A 16,945-nucleotide genomic window follows, 5' to 3' on the forward strand; every position below is an offset into this window, starting at 1 on the left:
TTCGCCGAGAATCGAGATCGCGCCATGCGTCGTTTGTTGCTGCTGCGCCACGCCAAGACGGAGCGAGATGCCCCGAGCGGCAAGGACTTCGACCGCCGGCTCGACGAGCGCGGCCAGGTCGACGCCCTCACCCTCGGTGCCTGGCTTTCAAAACATCCGCCGCTGCCGGATCTGGTGTGCGTTTCCACCGCGGTGCGGGCGCAGCAGACCTGGAGCCAGCTGGCCATCGGCATCGACGCCGCCCGGCCGGCGCTGGCGGCCCATCTCGACGAGATCTACAATGCCGGTCCCACCGACCTGCTGGCGGTGGCCCGCGCCGCCGCCGTCGAGGATCCCGCCACGCTGATGATCATCGGCCACAATCCCGGCCTGCACGAGCTCGCGCTCAGCCTGATCGGCGGCGGCGACGCCGCCGGCCAGAAGGCGATCGCCGACAACCTGCCGACATCGGGCCTCGTGGTGATCGACTTCGACATCGCCGACTGGGGCGACGTCGCATTCCGCGGCGGCAAGCTGGTCCGTTTCGTCAGCCCGAAGCTGCTCAAGGGCGATTAAACCAATCCTGCACCGGCGCGGTAGGCGTGCTAGTCTCCTCACGGGGAGGCGCAGATGTTCAAGATCATTCTCGTCCCGATCGATCTCGGCGAAGCCGAGCTCGCCAAATCGGCCATCGCCACCGCAGCGTCGTTGACGCAGAGCTATGGCGGCACGGTGCGGCTCATCAACGTGCTGCCGATGACGCCGGTGATGCTGGCGGAATATGTCCCGGCGGATTTCGATTCCCAGCAGCGCGTCGCGTCAGAACAGGCGTTGGCCATCGTCGCGATCGAATCCGGCATTGCACCGGACCGGATTTCCACGGTGGTGCGCCAGGGCGGCATCTATCACGAGATCCTCGAAGAGGCGGCGGCGATCAAGGCCGAGCTGATCGTGATGACCTCGCACCGCCCGGCCATGCGCACCTACTTTCTCGGCTCCAATGCCGGCCATGTGGTGCGCTATGCCAAGTGCTCGGTGCTGGTGGTCAGGAAGTAGCGAGACACCCGTGATATGACGCAGGCCGCGATTTCATTTTGCCGACGCAGCAACTACGGCAGCAATTCTTTCGGCACATCGTCAAATGTGTAGTTGCGCGGCTTGTTGCGGCGGATGAAGCCGCCGATCTGCCAGCCGAAGATCGCGGCGAAACCGACGATGAACAGCGCGCCGTAGAATTCACCGGTAGCCAGTGCGCGCGCCAGCAGCCCGGCCATGGCGATGAACACCAGCGCCAGGATCGCGACGCTGCCGGCATAGACGGCCGGCCTGAGACCGCCGTTGAGCCTCACCTGTCCGCCCGCCAGGGCAAGACGCTCGTGCAGCCGCACAATGAATGCACGGTAGTCCCTGTCCTGCGGCGCCATCAGCGCGACGGTCTGCCAGGTGGTGGACAGCACCACGATGCGCTCGCCCTGGCTATTTTCAATGTCCGCGCGAAACCGCCGCGATTGCATCGACACCGGCCGGAAAGACAGCCGGACCAGCGCGATGCTGGCGTAGGGCCAGACGCCCGACTTGCGGCCGGCGCGAAACGACAGCCCGTCCTCTGTCAATTCGAACTGATAGGCACTGCCGACGAGCGACGCCCGATACGCATATCGGTCGCCGGACGGCTCGGCATCGACAGCCGGCTGCGCCTGCGATTTCAACTTGCCTTCGAACATCTGCAGGAACCCACCAGCGCCAACCGAACGGCGGCGTCGCTTGCGCAGGCGCCCGTCCATCCCTTACAAGCCACGGGGATGGACGCGGGCGCAAGGCCCCCGGCACGCGATCCCTGCTTCGATGGGCACCACCATGGCCGAGACCACCTATTTTCCGCGGCGCCTGATTCTGGCCGGCGCCATGCTGTCCGGTATCCTGCTGGCGCTTGCCGTGCATATGCTGGGCCAGCGTTTCGGTCTCGATCTCGGCGGGTTGTGGCGCACCGACGCCCACGACTTCATGCCGGTCGGCGCCGCGGTGGCGTGGTGGCTCATCGCAACGGTGGCATTTGTTGGCGGCTATCTGACGGCAACGCTGATGCAAAGCGCGGTATCGGGCCGGATCCCGCAACGCATGCGCCAGTTTCTGATCGCGGTCGGCGTGCTGGTGCTGGCGGGCGCCGGCCAGGCGGCTTCGGCGCCAAGTCCGGTGCCGACCATCGCCGGGGTTCTCGCCGGCCTTGCCGCCCTGTGCCTCGGCGGCATGATGGCATTCTGCGGCGCCCATTTTGCGTTGCGGAAGGCATAATCCCGGTCCGCGGAACGGCGCTCCATTAAAAATCGCGCGGGCTGCCCCGCGCGACTTTTTGTCTCAACGACGTCGATCGATCGGCTGGCGGCGCGCAGATTGATCTTGCTCTCCGCCAGCGTGGTGAGCTTCTTGTCGGTAGCCTTTTCCTCGTCGAGAGTCTTCTGCAGCACCGCTGCACAATCGTTGCGGCCGAGCTGCTTGGCCCAGGCGATCAGACTGCCGTAGCGTACGATCTCGTAGTGTTCAGCAGCCTGCGCCGCATTGATCAACGCGGCATCAAGTACCGCCTTGTCGTCGACTTCGCCTGCGGTCTCGTCGGCTTCCTTGATGATGCCGTCGATCGCCGGGCAATTGACCGACTTGACCTCGGCGCCGTGCATCTTGAACACCTGCTCGAGCCGCTGGACGTGAACCTGGGTCTCGTCGAGATGGGTCATGAATCCCTGCTTCAGCTGCGGATCGGTGGCTTTATCCGCCATCTTCGGCAGCGCCTTCAGCAGTCTGTTTCTCCGCGTAGTAGATATCCTGCAGCTGATGCACGAACAGGTCATCCATGGTCTTGATATCTTTTGTAAACAGTCCCATTGCTTCACCGTGGTTTCGGGAACGGAACAACGCGACCGCAGTGCGACGCATCGTCTGTTCGGTTGCTGATAGCTCGCTAACCGGTATTTCGGAGCTATGTTCCGGGAACACGCGCGGGAATTGCGATGGACGATGCACGATGCACGATGGCGGCCTATATGGAGACGCGGACAGAACGTTGCAAATGCAGTTAATCATGGCGGGCTCGCGGCCCTGCTGTGGCGTCAGGAGCCAGGCAGGTGCGCGATGGCACGGGCCCAAAGCGCACCGGCGGCGTTGTCAAGGGCTGCACAACACCCTGTTTTTGGCTTAAGGATTTCGCGTATGAGTGAACTTTGCGTATGAACAAATTGGTCGCCGCTTGCCGCCCGTCGCTACTGCCGGCTTTGAAACTGCTCGCGCCCTTCGGGGAGGACGCATGCGACAATTGCTGACCGCGCTTGGGCGCGGCTTCAAGCAGCACATCGGCTGGAAAAAGCTGGGTGTCGCGGCGAGCGTGCTGATCATCGCCCTGGCGATCACCCATCTGGTGCGCACCCTCAAGGGTGTGGACGCCGGCGTGATCCTGCAGGCAATCACCGAAAAGTCGCCGCTCGACGTCGCGCTTGCGGCGCTCTGCGTGCTCGGCGCTTTCTGTACGCTGACCTTCTACGATTTCTTCGCGTTGCGAACCATTGGCAAGAGCCACATTCCCTATCGCATCGCCGCGCTGTCGAGCTTCACCAGCTACACCATCGGCCACAACATCGGTGCCACCGTGTTCACCGGCGGGGCGATCCGTTTCCGGATCTATTCCGATTACGGCCTTACCGCCATCGATGTCGCCAAGATCTGCTTCATTTCGGGCCTGACCTTCTGGCTCGGCAACACCTTCGTTCTCGGCATCGGCATGCTGTGGCACCCGCAGGCCGCCTCGTCGATGGATCTGCTGCCCGATGCCGTCAACCGGCTGATCGGCCTCGGCGGCATCGTCGGCATTTCCGCCTATCTGATCTGGCTGTCGATGGGCGACAAGCGCCGCGAGATCGGCCGCAACGGCTGGAAGGTGACGCTGCCCTCGGCCCGCGTCACCCTGCTGCAGATCCTGATCGGCGTGGCCGATCTCGGCTTCTGCGCCATGGCCATGTATCTGCTGATGCCGGCCGATCCGGCAATCGATTTCGTCTCGCTGGCGGTGGTGTTCATTCTCGCCACCCTGCTCGGCTTCGCCAGCCATGCGCCTGGCAGTCTCGGCGTGTTCGACGCGGCCATGCTGGTGGCGCTGCCGCAATTCGGCCGCGAGCAACTGGTGGCCACGCTGGTGCTGTTCCGCATCCTGTATTTCATGCTGCCGTTCGCAGTGGCCATCGCCGTCATGGCAAGCCGCGAATTGTGGCTCAATGTGGTGCGGCCGTGGCAGCAGCGCCGCGCCCAGGAGCAACAGGATCTGCTAAGGCAGGCCGATGCCGAGCAGCGCCGTGCCGCGACGGCGACCGTGATTCCGCATCCCGCCAAGAACCGGCAGGCGCAGGGCTGATCTGCGCCAAGCCCCTTGTTCGAGTCCGCTTGGCCGATTTGTGATGGCCCCTCTTACTTCTGCCCCATCCGTGACGTTCAAGACGCCATGACCCGAATTCGCATCGCACCCGCCTTCATCCGCATCGCCCTGCTGCTTGCCGCCTTGTGCGCCCTGCCCGCCGATTGGGCGGCGGCGCAAGGCGCCGCGCCGATGCAGATTTCATGGGAAGTCCGCAACCGCTTCCGGCTGTTTCGTGAGGAGCGGGACTTCCAGCTTCACGTCGAATCCCTGCGCAACCACAGCGTGCTCGCCGCGGAGCAGGCGCTTGAAGTGCAGAGCGATGGCCGCGGCTGGGCCCGCAACACGCTTGGCCGGCTGTGCATCGACCTCGCCGGCAAGGTCAGCGAGCCCTGCACCCGCGACACCGTCAAGGAAAGCTATCTGACGCCCACCGAGCATCCGATCACCGTGCGCCTCACCGGCGACGTGCCGGTCGGCGCGGTCTGCGCCTGGACCTTCGACGATGGCGACGGTCCGCGGCAATCGACCTTCGATTGTGCCGAACCGATCAATTTTCGCGCCCGCTATGGCCGCCCGACCCAGGCCACCGTCGAGGTTGCCAGCGGCCCCGACGCCCCGCAGCGCGTGGTCACGCAGATCATGGTGCGCGACGTGCTGATCGCCGGCCTTGGCGACTCCATCGCGTCGGGCGAGGGCAATCCGGACCGGCCGGTCGCACTGTCCGACGATGGCTTCTGCTTCCGATCCTACCTCGGCACGGCCTCCGGCATGTTCTACCGGCCCAGCCGCGCCGGCTTCAAGGGCGGGCGCTCGTGCGATTCCTATGAACCCCTGCAGGCCTGGCAACGCCAGAGCGCGACCTGGCTGAATTCGGCGTGCCACCGTTCGCTCTACAGCTACCAGACCCGCACCGCGCTGGCGCTGGCGGTGGCGTATCCGCACATCGCGGTGACCTACCTGCCGCTCGCCTGTTCCGGCGCGACCATCGCCGACGGCCTGTTCGGGTCGCAGCGCGCGCGGGAATGCCTGACCACCAAGACGACCATAAACTGCCAGGGCACCGTCAATGCGCAGCTCACCGAGCTGCGCGAGGCGATGACGGCCGCCAAGCGCCGGCAGCCCAACCGCAAGCTCGACCTTGTGCTGCTCTCGGTCGGCGCCAACGACATCAACTTCTCCGGCCTGGTCGCCGACGTCATCGTCGAGAACTCCACCGAGCGCACGCTGTTCAAGCGCACCGGCATCATCGGATCGGTCGAGGACTCCCGGGCGGCGCTGGCGCGCGACTTGCCGGCCGGATTCAGCAAGCTGCGCGAAGCGCTGAAGCCGCTGGTCGGCAACGACCTGTCCCACGTGGTCTATGTCGCCTATGCCAATCCGGCGCTGGCCAATGGCGCGCCCTGCCCGGGCGGTCCGGCCGGCTTCGACATCCACCCGTCGTTCAATGCCGACCCGCAGCGGCTGTCCAGCGTGGCGAATTTCGTCCAGAGCGAGTTCCTGCCGCAGCTCAAGGCGCTGGCCCTGTGCCAGGGCGGCATCATGTGCCGCGATCCGGCCGGTGACCGCATGACCTTCGTCGATGCCCATCAGGCCGCCTTCGCCAATCACGGATTTTGTGCGAGGTCTGCGTCCGATCCGGAGTTCGACCGCGCCTGTTTCTCGGCCAAGGGGGACAGTTTCGACCCCGACATCGTCGCCGCCGCCGAGCAGCCGATGACCTGCGGTCGCGGCGCCAGCGAGTTTCGCGCCTATCTGCCGCGCGGCCGCTGGATCCGCGACGCCAATGACAGCTACTTCGCCGCGATGACTTATCCGCAGGGCTACTCGGCTGCGGCCGTGCCTGCGGATATCCACGACGCCACCTGGGGCGTGCTGTCAGCGGTCTATGGCGGCGCGATCCATCCGACCGCCGAGGGCCATGCCGCCATGGCCGATGCGGCACTGCCGGCCGTGGCCGACGTGCTGCGACTTGGCAATGAGGCCGAGGTGGTCCAGGAGCCGCTGGCGCCAGTGACGCCGGCATCGCGGTAGCTCGCTTCATCCCGAGTGAAGCGCTGGGCTCCTCGCGTCGCAACGCTTCGCCAGAACGGTACGAAATCACGAAAGCGCTGCGGCGCTCCAGCGTCCGGCAATCAGCAACTGCGCGCGATCAACGCGTCGCTGGCGGGACCGCGTTGGTCGCCTTCTTGACGCCAACGGTCGGCTTCATAGCGCCCGCCTGCGGCGGCTTCCCGGCGGGAGCGGCCAGCGCCGCGGCCTGCTCCGGCATGTACTTCGCCAGCACGCCGGGATCGAGCGAGGCGATCATGGCGTCGGGCAGCCGGTACCAGGTCTCGTCCTTGCCGAGCAGCGAAATGCCCCAGTAACCGCGCAGCGTCAGCGTCTGGCCGTCGGGGCTGACGCTCATCTTGGCCTTGTAGATCTTGCCGTCGCGCGGATCGAGAATGTTGCCGTCCTCGTACTTCAGGCCGACATGTTTCATGCCGCGGATAAACGAGATACCGAGCACCGGCGCGCCCTTGCGATCGTCGACGCATTTGACGCAGAATTCGTTCGGCGGCTCGCTGGGATTGGAAAACGTCTTGGCGATGGCGCCTTCGACGACCCCATCGTGGTCGACCATCAGCACCCAGACCACCGGCTTGTTGTTCTCGACCTTCTGCCAAAGTCCAACCGCAGAAGGCTCCTGCGCCCGCATCGGCGTCGCCGACAGGGTCAGTGCTGCGATCGCCGCGCCGAACGCGCCGGTCAGTCGAAGGCTGGATAGTACTTTGAACATGCTGATCACCGGGCCGGGGCGTCGCGATGGTGGCGACGGGAACTCTGCTCTGTCGGTTGCAGAGTGCCGCTGCTTGATGGCTTTTGCAAGAAGCGTGACCCCGAACGGGATTTCACTGTGTGACGCCGCCACACCTTCGCCACACCGTGCCGATGACGGCACGGTAGCAGATTGTCCGATCGCGCAGCGCTTCAGTTGACGCCGAGCTTCTTCTGCAGGCTCGACGACGACGTCGTGTACTGAAACACTAGGCGCTTGTCTGGATAGACGTAGCGATGCGCCTTCTGCGCCATCAGCGCGCCCTCGTGGAAGCCGGACAGGATCAGCTTGAGCTTGCCGGGATAGGTGTTGATATCGCCGATCGCGAAGATGCCGGGCACGTTGGTCTCGAACGATGCGGTTTCCACCGGCACCAGATTGTTCTCCAGCTTGACGCCCCAGTTCGCCACCGGTCCGAGCTTCATGGTCAGGCCGAAGAACGGCAGCATGGTATCGCAATCGACCTTGAAGGTTTCGTTGTCGCTGCCCTTGACCGCAGCGCCCGACAGCATGCCGCCCTCGCCTTCCAGCGCAGTGACCTGACCGATCCTGAGATCCATCTGGCCGGACGCCACCAGCGTCCGCATCTGCTCGACGCTGTGCGGGGCGGCGCGGAAATCGTCGCGCCGGTGCAGCAGCGTGACGCGTTTGGCGATCGGCTGCAGGTTGAGCGTCCAGTCCAGCGCGGAATCGCCGCCGCCGACGATCAGGATGCTCTTGTCGCGAAACTGCTCCATTTTTCGCACGGCGTAGAACACCGACGTGCCCTCATAGGCCTCGATGCCCGGCACCGGCGGCCGCTTCGGCTGGAACGAGCCGCCGCCCGCGGAAATCACCACCACCTTGCACTCGAACACCTGGCCGGCATCGGTGGTGACGCGAAACAGGGGATCGCCGATCTTCTCGATGGTCTCGACCATTTCATTGAGATGGAAGGTCGGGCTGAACGGCTTGATCTGCTCCATCAGCGCATCGGTGAGGCCCTGGCCGGTGACCATGGGAATGCCGGGAATGTCGTAGATAGGCTTTTCCGGATAGAGCTCGGCGCACTGGCCGCCCAGCTTGTCGAGGATGTCGACGAGGTGGGTCTTCATGTCGAGCAGGCCAAGTTCGAAAACGGCAAACAGCCCGCAGGGACCCGCGCCAATGATCAGCACGTCGGTCTTGATCGTTTCGCTCATGGGGTTTCTTCTCGGTTGAACCTTGCCCGTGGCCCGGCGCCATCCGGCCCGAAATGTCTAGCCAACCGTGCCCGACGAGGAAAGCCATAAATCGGCGCAGCGCCCTTGCCCGCGCCCGGCAACTGGGCTGTAACAGTCGCAAAACGCTGGAGACGCTACGTGAACGCACCCGCCCGGGCGACGCCCCCGCTGCTTGAGAACTTCCCCTATCGGCTGACCGACAATGTGCGTTTCGCCGACCTCGACCCGAACCAGCACGTCAACAACGCGGTCTATGCAAGCTACTTCGAGACCAGCCGGGTCATGCTGGTGAAGGACCCCGCCTACGGGCTGATGCTACCGGGCCTCGCCTGGGTGCTGGTCCAGCTCAATATCCACTATCGCGCCGAACTGCACTGGCCCGGCACCATCGAGCTCGGCCTCGGTGTCATCAAGCTCGGCCGCACCTCGGCGACCTTCTCGCAGGTGGTATTCTCGGAGGGCAAGTGCATGGCGTCGGCGACGTCGACCACGGTGATGGTCGGCCATGACAGCCGCGACCCGACGCCGATCCCCGCCGAGATCGTCGCACGCTTTCAGCCCTGGATGATGCACGGCGGCGGCAGCCCGTAGAGCTCAACGCCCCATGTCCCGGACGCGGTGCATTGCGCCGCCGTTTGCCGGCGGAGTGCACCGCAGAGCCGGGACCGCCCAAAACTCGGAGCCCGGTACGGTCCCGGATCTGCGAAGCAGCACTGCCGCGCGAAGCTTTGCTTCGCTAGGCTGCGTCGCGTCCGGGACAAGTGTCAGCGCTTAAATTCGAACCGATCAGGCCTGGCGTTCGGGGGTGCGGACGATCAGACCGTCCAGCGCGTCGGTGACCTTGATCTGGCACGACAGCCGGGAATTCGGCCGCACGTCGTAGCCGAAATCCAGCATGTCCTCTTCCATCGGCGTCGGCGCGCCGACCTTCTCCTGCCAGGCTTCGTCCACATAGACGTGGCAGGTCGCACAGGCGCAAGCGCCGCCGCATTCGGCCTCGATGCCGGGAATGGCGTTGCGAATGGCCGCCTCCATCACGGTGGCGCCGTTCTCGACGTCGATGGTGCGGGTTTCGCCGGTGTGATCGACAAAGTTTATCTTGGCCATGATGCTCGCGCTGCAGGAAGGGAGAGACAGGTTGTCGTATAACGGGTCGATCCGGATCGCGCCAGCGCTCCGCCGCAAAACCTGAATCTCGAGGGCAGATCGCTCAGGAACGCTTCAGGATGCCATCGATCGCCTGGCGGGCCTCGGTCACTGCATCGGCCAGGGCCATCAGCGGTTCGCCGCCATTGTCGTCATTCCGCAGGGCGGTCTCCAGCCAATCCGCGGCATCGGCGACCCGGAACGCCCCGATCGCCATCGCCGAGCCCTTCAGGGTATGGGCCAGATCGGCGGCGTTGGGCGGCGATCCGGCGAGATGGTCCATCAGGCCGGCCGACTGGCCGGCGAACATCGCCAGCACTTCGCGCTCGAGGCCGGGATCGCCGAGGGTCATGCGTGCGAGGTGGGCGCGATCGATCGGACCATCATCGGGAGCAAGCGGCGGCGACGGCATCCAGTGAACCTGTTCCATGTGCAGTGTCATGATGATGCCCAACCTGGCTGCCGCCGAGCAATCCGGCGTGCGATTTTGGTCAGCCAATCACAACAGTGGTTAACGGAACGTTACGCGTACAGGCCGCAAGTTTGCCGCTTTTTAGACGAAACCTCGCCACGATGTCGTCGCGACGCGGGATTTGCGAGCTACACTAACGACTTGGGCGCCGCGGCGTTAACGATGATTAAGATTGTATTAATCGAATCCATTTCATTCGAGCCACCAAGCCAATAGGATGTTTGCGGAAGTAGTGGACAAGCCGGGACACCGGTAGTTTTCGCCGTCATCCGCGGGGTGCACCCGGGTTTCCCGGTATGCAGGATGACGGTGCGGGGCTTCCAGATGCGTAAAACAAGGGGCGTGGACTGAACATGGCAAACAATCCGAAAAAGGCCAAGGATCCAACCGAAGTCGCTCTCTCTGCCATCCAGGAAGCACTGAACATCAGCGACGTGCCCGTGGTCGACCGCGACCCGACCTTTGCTTCGCGCGACAACGCGCCGGCCAATGCCACCCCCGCCTATGACGAGAATTCATTCGACGCGCGGATGGGCGCCGAGCGCTCCGCCTTCGACACCGCCGAGGACGCGCGCTTCGCCCGCCGCCCCGCCAATGACGACCGCGAAACCATCGGCCAGATCCTGCAGGCGATCCAGAAGGGCCGCCCCGCCCGCAACGTCTACACCCTGGCCTCTCTGTTCGCCGGCGTCTGGGTGGTCGGCGCAGGCCTGCTGACCGTCGCCTTCCTGCCCTCGCTGCAGGCCTTCATCGGCCAGGGCTCCGGCGGCACGCTGGCGCTGGCCGGCCTCGCGGTGCTGTTCTTCGCCCCCGTCCTGTTGTTCTACTTCCTCGCCAGCATTGCCTGGCGCGGCCAGGAACTCGGCATGATCGCCCAGTCCATGGCGCAGGTGGCGATCCGTTTCTCCGAGCCCGAAGGCGCCGCCAGCGATTCCATGGTCACGGTCGGCCAGGCGATCCGCCGCGAGGTCGCGGCCATGGGCGACGGCGTCGAGCGCGCCATCGCGCGCGCCGGCGAACTCGAAACCCTGGTTGCCAACGAAGTCTCTGCGCTGGAGCGCGCCTATTCCGACAACGAAGTGCGCATCCGCGCGCTGCTGCAGGACATCGCGCATCAGCGCGACAACCTGGTCGGCCAGGCCGAGCAGGTCCGCAGCGCCATCTCCGGCGTGCAGATCGATCTGCGCCACGACATCGCGCTGATCTCCGACGCCATCGCCTCGCGCGTCGACGAGGTCGCCAAGAGCATCACCGGCGCGCTGGAAGAGCGTGGCGAACACATCACGCGGGCGCTCAGCAATGCCGGCGACAACATGATCCTGGCGCTCGGCGAGCGCGGCGGCGACCTGCTCGACCGTCTCGAGGAAGCCAGCGCCGAGACCACTCGCGCGGTGCTCGACGCCAGCGAACGCCTGACCTCCAGCCTGAACTTCAAGACCGGCCATGTGCACGACGAATTCGTCGATCTCGCCGACCGCGTCCACGACATGCTGAACGAGCGCATCGACCGCATCACCAGCGAGTTCGAGACCCGCTCCTCGGGCATCGTCGATCGCGTCTCGGATCGCACCGAGCAGGTCCACGACTCCCTGAAGAATTCCAGCGATTCTCTGCTGCTCGAACTCGAGTTGCGCAGCGGCGATCTGGTCAGCAAGATCGACGAGGCCGGCAACCGTCTCGCCACCCGCATCATCGACAGCGGCGACAAGGCCTCCGAGGCGCTCGATGTCACCGTCAATGCACTGGTCGCCAAGGTCGCCAGCCAGACCGAGACCGCGCACGACACCCTCAGCCTGCAGATGAGCGCCTTCGACGAACTGGTGAAGGAACAGGGCTCTGAACTCGCCGAGAAGTTCTCGCGCGACAGCGGCACGCTGGGCGCCCTGATCACCCGCCACATCTCCGAATTCGACCGCACCGTGAAGACCTTCGGCGGCGAAGTCGTCGATCGGCTCGGACAGCGGACCCATGACATCTCGGACACGCTGAAGACCTACGTCGATACGTTCGACACCCGCCTGACCTCGAACGGCGGCCAGATCACCGCTTCGCTCGACCAGCGCCTGCAGCAGTTCGAAACCACCTTCGAATCCCGCGTCAGCGACCTCGACGCGTCGCTGGACAGCCGCATCAAGTCGTTCGACGAGACCGTCGACGGCCGGCTCAAGGGGCTGGAAGAGACGTTCGACGCGCGTGCCCAGTCGGTCACCGCGACCATCGAAAACCGCCTCGAGACGCTGTCGTCGTCGCTGTCGGACGGCGCCATCCAGGCGGTGAGCACGATCGACGCCCGCCTCAGCCATCTGACCAGTGCCGTGACCGACGGTGCAACCGATGCCGTCGACACTATCGACCACCGCCTGACCCATCTGGCGACGGCGCTGACCCAGGGCGCCGACGTTGCGGTCCATTCCATCGACCAGCGCCTGGTCCGCCTGACCACCGCACTTGCCGACGGCGCCAACCACGCCGTCAGCACCGTCGACGCGCGCCTGAGCCACCTCGCCTCCTCGATCACCGACGGCGCGGTGCAGGCGATCTACTCCATCGACTCGCGTCTCGCCGACCTCACCTCCACGCTGACCGGCGGTACCACGCAGGTGATCGCGGCGATCGACCACCGCATCGCCGATGTCACCGCGACCATCGACGACCGCAGCACCGCTCTGGCTGACACCGTCACCGCCCGCTTCCAGGCGATCCACAACGGCTTCGAAAATCGCGTCGGCTCCGTGGTCACGGAGATCGACACCCGCGTCGGCCAGTTCGAGGAGCTGCTGGGCTCGCGCATCGAGGCCGTCGCCGGCCGCATCGAGACCTCCGGCCGTCAGGCCAGCGAGTCGCTGATGAGCCGCGCCGAGGAATTGTCCGCCGGCATCAAGTCGCATGTCGAGGACGCGGAACGTTCGCTGACCCATCTGGTGGTCAACACCAGCGAGACCATCCAGGCCGGCGCCCGCGCCGCCCAGGAATCGCTGTTCACCGTCTCGACGGATGTGGGCGCGCAGCTGCGGCTGACCTCCACCGACGTCGAACGCACGCTGACGGTTGTCGGCAGCAATGCTGCGAACGCCATCCTCAACAGCGCCCGCGACGCGCAGACCACCCTGGTGGCCGCCTCGAGCGAAGCCGCCGGCCAGATCAAGTCGCTGTCCGCCGATGTCGAGCGCACCCTGTCCGCAGCCGGCACCGCCACCGCCGACTCGGTCCTGAACGGCGCCCGCGCCGCGCAGACGACCCTGGTCTCCGCCTCCAACGAAGCCTCGCAGCAGATCAAGACGCTGGCCGCCGACGTGGAACGCACCCTGGTCGCGGCCGGCACCGCCACCGCCGACTCCATCCTGGCCAGCACACGCGGCGTGCAGACCTCGCTCATCAACGCCTCCTCGGAAGCGTCGAACCAGGTCCGCAATCTCGCCGCCGATATCGAGCGCAGCCTCACCATAGCCGGTAGTTCCACCGCGGACTCCATCGTCGCCAGTGCCCGCGACGCGCAGGCCACGCTGGCTTCGACCTCCGCCGACGTCTCGGCGCAGGCCAGGTCGCTCGCCGCCGACATCGAACGCAGCCTCACGTCCGCCGGCAGCCTGTCCGCGGAATCCATGGTCACCGGTGCCCGCGAGGCGCAGTCGACCCTGGTCGCCGCGTCCTCGGAGGCCGCCAGCCACGTCAAGTCACTGGCCATCGACGTCGAACGCACGCTGTCGGCCGTGGGCGCCGACACCGCTGCGTCGATCCTGAGCAGCGCCCGCGAGGCGCAGACCTCGCTGTCCGCCGCCTCGTCCGAGGCCGCCAGCCAGGTCAAGGCGATCTCCGTCGACATCGAGCGTTCGCTGGCCACCGCCGCCGCCAGCACCTCGGACAACATCCAGGCCAGCGCGCTCGGCGCCCAGACCGCGCTGGTGAGCGTCTCCAACGAAGTCTCGACCCGCATGAAGTCGGCCTCGTCGGAGATCGAACGCTCGGTGTTCGCCGCCACCGGCAGCTTCGGCTCGACCATGACCGGCAAGACCGACGAGATCGTCACCTATGTGCAGCAACAGACTGATCGTCTGTCGCAGATGATCGACGCCAAGCGCGGTTCGCTGGTCGATGCCCTCGGCAACAAGACCAACCAGCTCACCGTCGATATCGACCGCGTCACTGCCGATGCATTGAAGGCCATCGAAACCCGCGGCCACACCTTCGCGCAGTCGATGGTCACCAACTCGTCGGACGTGTCACGCAGCATCACCACCGCCGGCGAAATCGCGACCAACGCGGTCAACAAGTCGCTCAAGGAACTCGAGCACACCTCGCGCTCGGCCATCGAGCAGTCGCGCCAGGTCTCGATCGCTGCGGTCACCGAAATGCAGGAGACCAGCAAGATCCTGCGCACCGACACGGTCGCTCTGTTCGAGCGGCTGCGTGAGGGCAACATCCTGCTGCAGGAAGTCCTCACCGGCGCCCACGACAACCTGAACTCGCTGGAGCGGGCGCTGGTCACCCGCGTCGCCGACTTCGTCACCACCATGAACGACGTGACGTCGCGCAACGGCCAAGCCACCCAGGCGCTGGAAGATCAGCTCGGCACCTTCACCGCCAAGACCTCGAAGGCGGTCGGCGATCTCGCCGAGTTGTCCACCCAGTTCGAAAGCCACGGCCATGCGCTGGTCGATGCCGCCGCACTGGTGGAGCAGAGCAACAAGAGCACCATGGCGTCGGTCGACGAACGCAAGGCCGCGCTGGACTCGCTGGTCACCACCATCGACCTGCGCACCACCGATCTCGATCAGCGGCTGACCCGCTTCACCGGCCTGCTCGATGAATCGCTGGCGGCGGCCGAAGAGCGCGCCCGCGACATCGCGCGCGTGGTGGCGGAGACCGCCGGTGCCGGATCGTCGGCGATCACCCGCCAGTTCGAGGCGGTGCGCGCCTCGGCCGAGGAGGAACGCCGCCTGACGTCGGAGGCCATGAACGAGATCTACCAGCAGGGCACCCAGGAAGCCGATGCGATGTTCAAGCAGTCGGCCGACAAGTTCGCGACGCTGGTTCAGTCCATGAAGATGATGGCCTCGGAAATGCAGAGCGAACTGGAGCAGACCCGCAGCGAGTTGCGCCGCGGTGTGCTGGAAATGCCGCAGGAGGCCGCCGAGAGCACCTCGCAGATGCGCAAGGTCATCGTCGACCAGATCGAGGCGCTGGCCGAGTTGAACCGGATCGTCGCCCGTCACGGCCGCGGCCTCGACGTGGTCGGCGCCAGCCGCGCCAGCGTGCAGCGCGAGGAAGAGCCTGTGATGGCCACTGCCGGCGGTCGCAGCGAGGCAATGTCGCGTCCGGCCCCTGCCCCGGCACCGGCCCCCGCGCCGCAGCCCCGTCAGCGCGATTTCGGCAGCGCCTCCAACCTGCCGATGCCGGATATCGGCGCACCTGCCCCGCGCCGCACCGAAGCGCCGCCGGTCGCCCCATCGGGTTCCGACCAGGGCCGTGACGGCTGGCTGTCCGACCTGCTCGGCCGCGCCGACAGCGCCGAGGAGCGTGAGCCGCCGCGCCCGCGCGCCCCGACGCCGCCGCCCGCGCCTGCCAGCAGCGGCAATCCGCTGGAGTCGCTGTCGCTCGACATCGGCCGGCTGATGGACCGCGCGCTGGCCGCCGAGATGTGGGATCGCTACCAGCGCGGTGAGCGCAAGGCGTTCAGCAAGCGGCTCTACACCCCCGCCGGACAGAAGGCGTTCGACGAGGTCAGCCGCAAGTATCGCGCCGACCGCAACTTCAAGACCACGGTGGACAGGTACATCACCGAGTTCGAACGCCTGCTCGACGAGGTCGCCCGCGACGAACGCGGCCCGGCCGCGCTGCGCAGCCACCTCACCTCGGAAACCGGGCTGGTCTACACCCTGCTCGCCCACGCCGCCAGCCGGCTGGGATAGACGAACGACAGACAGAGCAAACAGAAAAGCGGAGGCAGCAATGCCTCCGCTTTTCTGTTGCCATCATGTGAACTTCAGCACGCCGCTGGTTGCGAGGCCGCCAGCTGCGGCAGCGGCCCTTCTACACCAGCGTGATGCTCATGCAGACCGTGGCGCGAACCTATCCCACCACCGGCAGCGTCATGATGTCGTAGCCCGCAGCGATCCTGCGATTCAGCACGGGATCCTCGATCTCATAGTCGAACCGCGTCGCCGGCCGGATGCCGCCCTTGGCCGCAAACGTGCCGCCGAACATCGCGGTGCCGTCCGGCAGCATTGCGCCGCCAAAGCCGAGCCTGATCAGTTCCGCCACCGGCAGCATGCCGGAAAGCGTGCCTTCCTGGTACAGCACCCGCACGCCATCGATGGTGGCGAACGAGCGCAGGACGATCTGGTCCCAGTGCCCCTCCACCTCGGCGAGATCCCAGAGCGTGGCGGCCACCGGCTTGTCGCACATCTGCTTTGACACGGTGATATTGTAGGTCTCGACCTTGCGGTCGGTATGGTCGGAGCCGACGCCGACATAGGTCTTGCCGTTGCCGCCGATCAGCACGAACTCCACTTCCCCCGACGACTCGCCGCCGGTGCATTCGATGGCCCCGTCCGTGGTAAAGCGCCGCGCCGCGCAGCGGTAGTAGATCGGCGTCGAAGCCGGCGGCGCAATGCCGATGGCAGCCAGCTCGGCAATGTGATGGTCGCGCGCCACGGGATCCCGGCCGGTCCAGCCGGCGATGACTCCCTGGGTGATCGTCAGCGTCAGTGGCGACGGGCCGGCTTTGGCGTCCAGCGTGAACGCGATGGTGGTCGTCATGTCATGTTCCTTCGTGCAACTGGCTCGGATGATACGGCCCTCACGGTCAGAAGCGCGTCTTCGCGCGTCGCGAACCGTGAGAAAGTTCGGGGTTCATCCTTCGAGACGCGCGTGAAGCGCGCGCTCGCGCCCCGAGGGCACCGGACGCGGATGTGGTCGATGCAGCAAAC

Annotated in this window: 13 protein-coding genes and 1 pseudogene; 7 read left to right on the forward strand and 7 right to left on the reverse strand. The window is 65.9% G+C overall.

The window, feature by feature from the left end; genetic code table 11:
* The first annotated feature begins 24 nt into the window (after positions 1 to 24).
* Positions 25 to 555 (forward strand): SixA phosphatase family protein, encoded by a 531-nt coding sequence (locus tag ACUXVA_RS27170; RefSeq protein WP_265082824.1) that lies wholly within the window; start codon positions 25 to 27, stop codon positions 553 to 555.
* Positions 556 to 609: 54 nt separating this feature from the next.
* Positions 610 to 1,035: a universal stress protein gene (locus ACUXVA_RS27175; protein ID WP_265082823.1), complete on the forward strand. Its 426-nt coding sequence runs from the start codon at positions 610 to 612 to the stop codon at positions 1,033 to 1,035.
* Positions 1,036 to 1,088: 53 nt separating this feature from the next.
* Here the strand turns inward: ACUXVA_RS27175 and ACUXVA_RS27180 are convergent, their stop codons facing one another.
* Positions 1,089 to 1,703 carry a hypothetical protein gene (locus tag ACUXVA_RS27180; RefSeq protein WP_265082822.1) on the reverse strand — a complete coding sequence of 205 codons (615 nt, stop codon included), beginning with the start codon at positions 1,701 to 1,703 and terminating at the stop codon, positions 1,089 to 1,091.
* A gap of 133 nt (positions 1,704 to 1,836) precedes the next feature.
* On the opposite strand from ACUXVA_RS27180, the gene ACUXVA_RS27185 reads away from it, so the two are divergent.
* Positions 1,837 to 2,271, forward strand: a complete 435-nt coding sequence (locus tag ACUXVA_RS27185) for a hypothetical protein (RefSeq protein ID WP_265083633.1) — start codon at positions 1,837 to 1,839, stop codon at positions 2,269 to 2,271.
* Positions 2,272 to 2,354: 83 nt separating this feature from the next.
* Here the strand turns inward: ACUXVA_RS27185 and ACUXVA_RS27190 are convergent.
* Positions 2,355 to 2,859, reverse strand: a pseudogene (locus ACUXVA_RS27190) (YciE/YciF ferroxidase family protein); the annotation flags it as partial.
* 418 nt (positions 2,860 to 3,277) lie between these two features.
* On the opposite strand from ACUXVA_RS27190, the gene ACUXVA_RS27195 reads away from it, so the two are divergent.
* A complete protein-coding gene (locus tag ACUXVA_RS27195) occupies positions 3,278 to 4,375 on the forward strand; it encodes a lysylphosphatidylglycerol synthase transmembrane domain-containing protein (protein WP_265082820.1) in 1,098 nt (365 codons plus the stop codon).
* Positions 4,376 to 4,462: 87 nt separating this feature from the next.
* On the forward strand, positions 4,463 to 6,409 hold the full coding sequence (locus ACUXVA_RS27200) for a hypothetical protein (RefSeq protein WP_445489232.1): 1,947 nt from the start codon (positions 4,463 to 4,465) through the stop codon (positions 6,407 to 6,409).
* A 118-nt stretch (positions 6,410 to 6,527) separates the two neighbouring features.
* Here ACUXVA_RS27200 and ACUXVA_RS27205 read toward each other — a convergent pair whose 3' ends face one another.
* Positions 6,528 to 7,157, reverse strand: coding sequence for a DUF2147 domain-containing protein (locus ACUXVA_RS27205; protein ID WP_265082818.1), 630 nt, complete (start codon positions 7,155 to 7,157; stop codon positions 6,528 to 6,530).
* A gap of 191 nt (positions 7,158 to 7,348) precedes the next feature.
* Positions 7,349 to 8,377, reverse strand: coding sequence for an NAD(P)/FAD-dependent oxidoreductase (locus ACUXVA_RS27210; RefSeq protein ID WP_265082817.1), 1,029 nt, complete (start codon positions 8,375 to 8,377; stop codon positions 7,349 to 7,351).
* A 159-nt stretch (positions 8,378 to 8,536) separates the two neighbouring features.
* On the opposite strand from ACUXVA_RS27210, the gene ACUXVA_RS27215 reads away from it, so the two are divergent.
* Positions 8,537 to 8,989: an acyl-CoA thioesterase gene (locus ACUXVA_RS27215; RefSeq protein WP_265082816.1), complete on the forward strand. Its 453-nt coding sequence runs from the start codon at positions 8,537 to 8,539 to the stop codon at positions 8,987 to 8,989.
* Positions 8,990 to 9,184: 195 nt separating this feature from the next.
* Here the strand turns inward: ACUXVA_RS27215 and ACUXVA_RS27220 are convergent, their stop codons facing one another.
* Both ACUXVA_RS27220 and ACUXVA_RS27225 read right to left on the reverse strand, forming a co-directional pair.
* Positions 9,185 to 9,505 carry a (2Fe-2S)-binding protein gene (locus ACUXVA_RS27220; protein ID WP_265082815.1) on the reverse strand — a complete coding sequence of 107 codons (321 nt, stop codon included), beginning with the start codon at positions 9,503 to 9,505 and terminating at the stop codon, positions 9,185 to 9,187.
* A gap of 103 nt (positions 9,506 to 9,608) precedes the next feature.
* Positions 9,609 to 9,986: an Hpt domain-containing protein gene (locus ACUXVA_RS27225; RefSeq protein ID WP_265082814.1), complete on the reverse strand. Its 378-nt coding sequence runs from the start codon at positions 9,984 to 9,986 to the stop codon at positions 9,609 to 9,611.
* Between the two features lie 383 nt (positions 9,987 to 10,369).
* Between ACUXVA_RS27225 and ACUXVA_RS27230 the strand changes: the two genes are divergently transcribed.
* Positions 10,370 to 15,925: an apolipoprotein A-IV repeat region-like domain-containing protein gene (locus ACUXVA_RS27230; protein WP_445489236.1), complete on the forward strand. Its 5,556-nt coding sequence runs from the start codon at positions 10,370 to 10,372 to the stop codon at positions 15,923 to 15,925.
* A 160-nt stretch (positions 15,926 to 16,085) separates the two neighbouring features.
* Here the strand turns inward: ACUXVA_RS27230 and ACUXVA_RS27235 are convergent, their stop codons facing one another.
* Positions 16,086 to 16,775, reverse strand: a complete 690-nt coding sequence (locus ACUXVA_RS27235) for a DUF2848 domain-containing protein (protein WP_265082813.1) — start codon at positions 16,773 to 16,775, stop codon at positions 16,086 to 16,088.
* Positions 16,776 to 16,945 lie beyond the last annotated feature (170 nt).

This window comes from Rhodopseudomonas sp. RCAM05734, assembly GCF_052658035.1.

Coding starts and splice junctions, on each gene's coding strand:
- ACUXVA_RS27170 (WP_265082824.1), top strand. CDS start 25: ATGCGTCGTTTGTTGCTGCTGCGCCACGCCAAGACGGAGCGAGATGCC.
- ACUXVA_RS27175 (WP_265082823.1), top strand. CDS start 610: ATGTTCAAGATCATTCTCGTCCCGATCGATCTCGGCGAAGCCGAGCTC.
- ACUXVA_RS27180 (WP_265082822.1), bottom strand. CDS start 1,703: ATGTTCGAAGGCAAGTTGAAATCGCAGGCGCAGCCGGCTGTCGATGCC.
- ACUXVA_RS27185 (WP_265083633.1), top strand. CDS start 1,837: ATGGCCGAGACCACCTATTTTCCGCGGCGCCTGATTCTGGCCGGCGCC.
- ACUXVA_RS27195 (WP_265082820.1), top strand. CDS start 3,278: ATGCGACAATTGCTGACCGCGCTTGGGCGCGGCTTCAAGCAGCACATC.
- ACUXVA_RS27200 (WP_445489232.1), top strand. CDS start 4,463: ATGACCCGAATTCGCATCGCACCCGCCTTCATCCGCATCGCCCTGCTG.
- ACUXVA_RS27205 (WP_265082818.1), bottom strand. CDS start 7,157: ATGTTCAAAGTACTATCCAGCCTTCGACTGACCGGCGCGTTCGGCGCG.
- ACUXVA_RS27210 (WP_265082817.1), bottom strand. CDS start 8,377: ATGAGCGAAACGATCAAGACCGACGTGCTGATCATTGGCGCGGGTCCC.
- ACUXVA_RS27220 (WP_265082815.1), bottom strand. CDS start 9,505: ATGGCCAAGATAAACTTTGTCGATCACACCGGCGAAACCCGCACCATC.
- ACUXVA_RS27225 (WP_265082814.1), bottom strand. CDS start 9,986: ATGACACTGCACATGGAACAGGTTCACTGGATGCCGTCGCCGCCGCTT.
- ACUXVA_RS27230 (WP_445489236.1), top strand. CDS start 10,370: ATGGCAAACAATCCGAAAAAGGCCAAGGATCCAACCGAAGTCGCTCTC.
- ACUXVA_RS27235 (WP_265082813.1), bottom strand. CDS start 16,775: ATGACGACCACCATCGCGTTCACGCTGGACGCCAAAGCCGGCCCGTCG.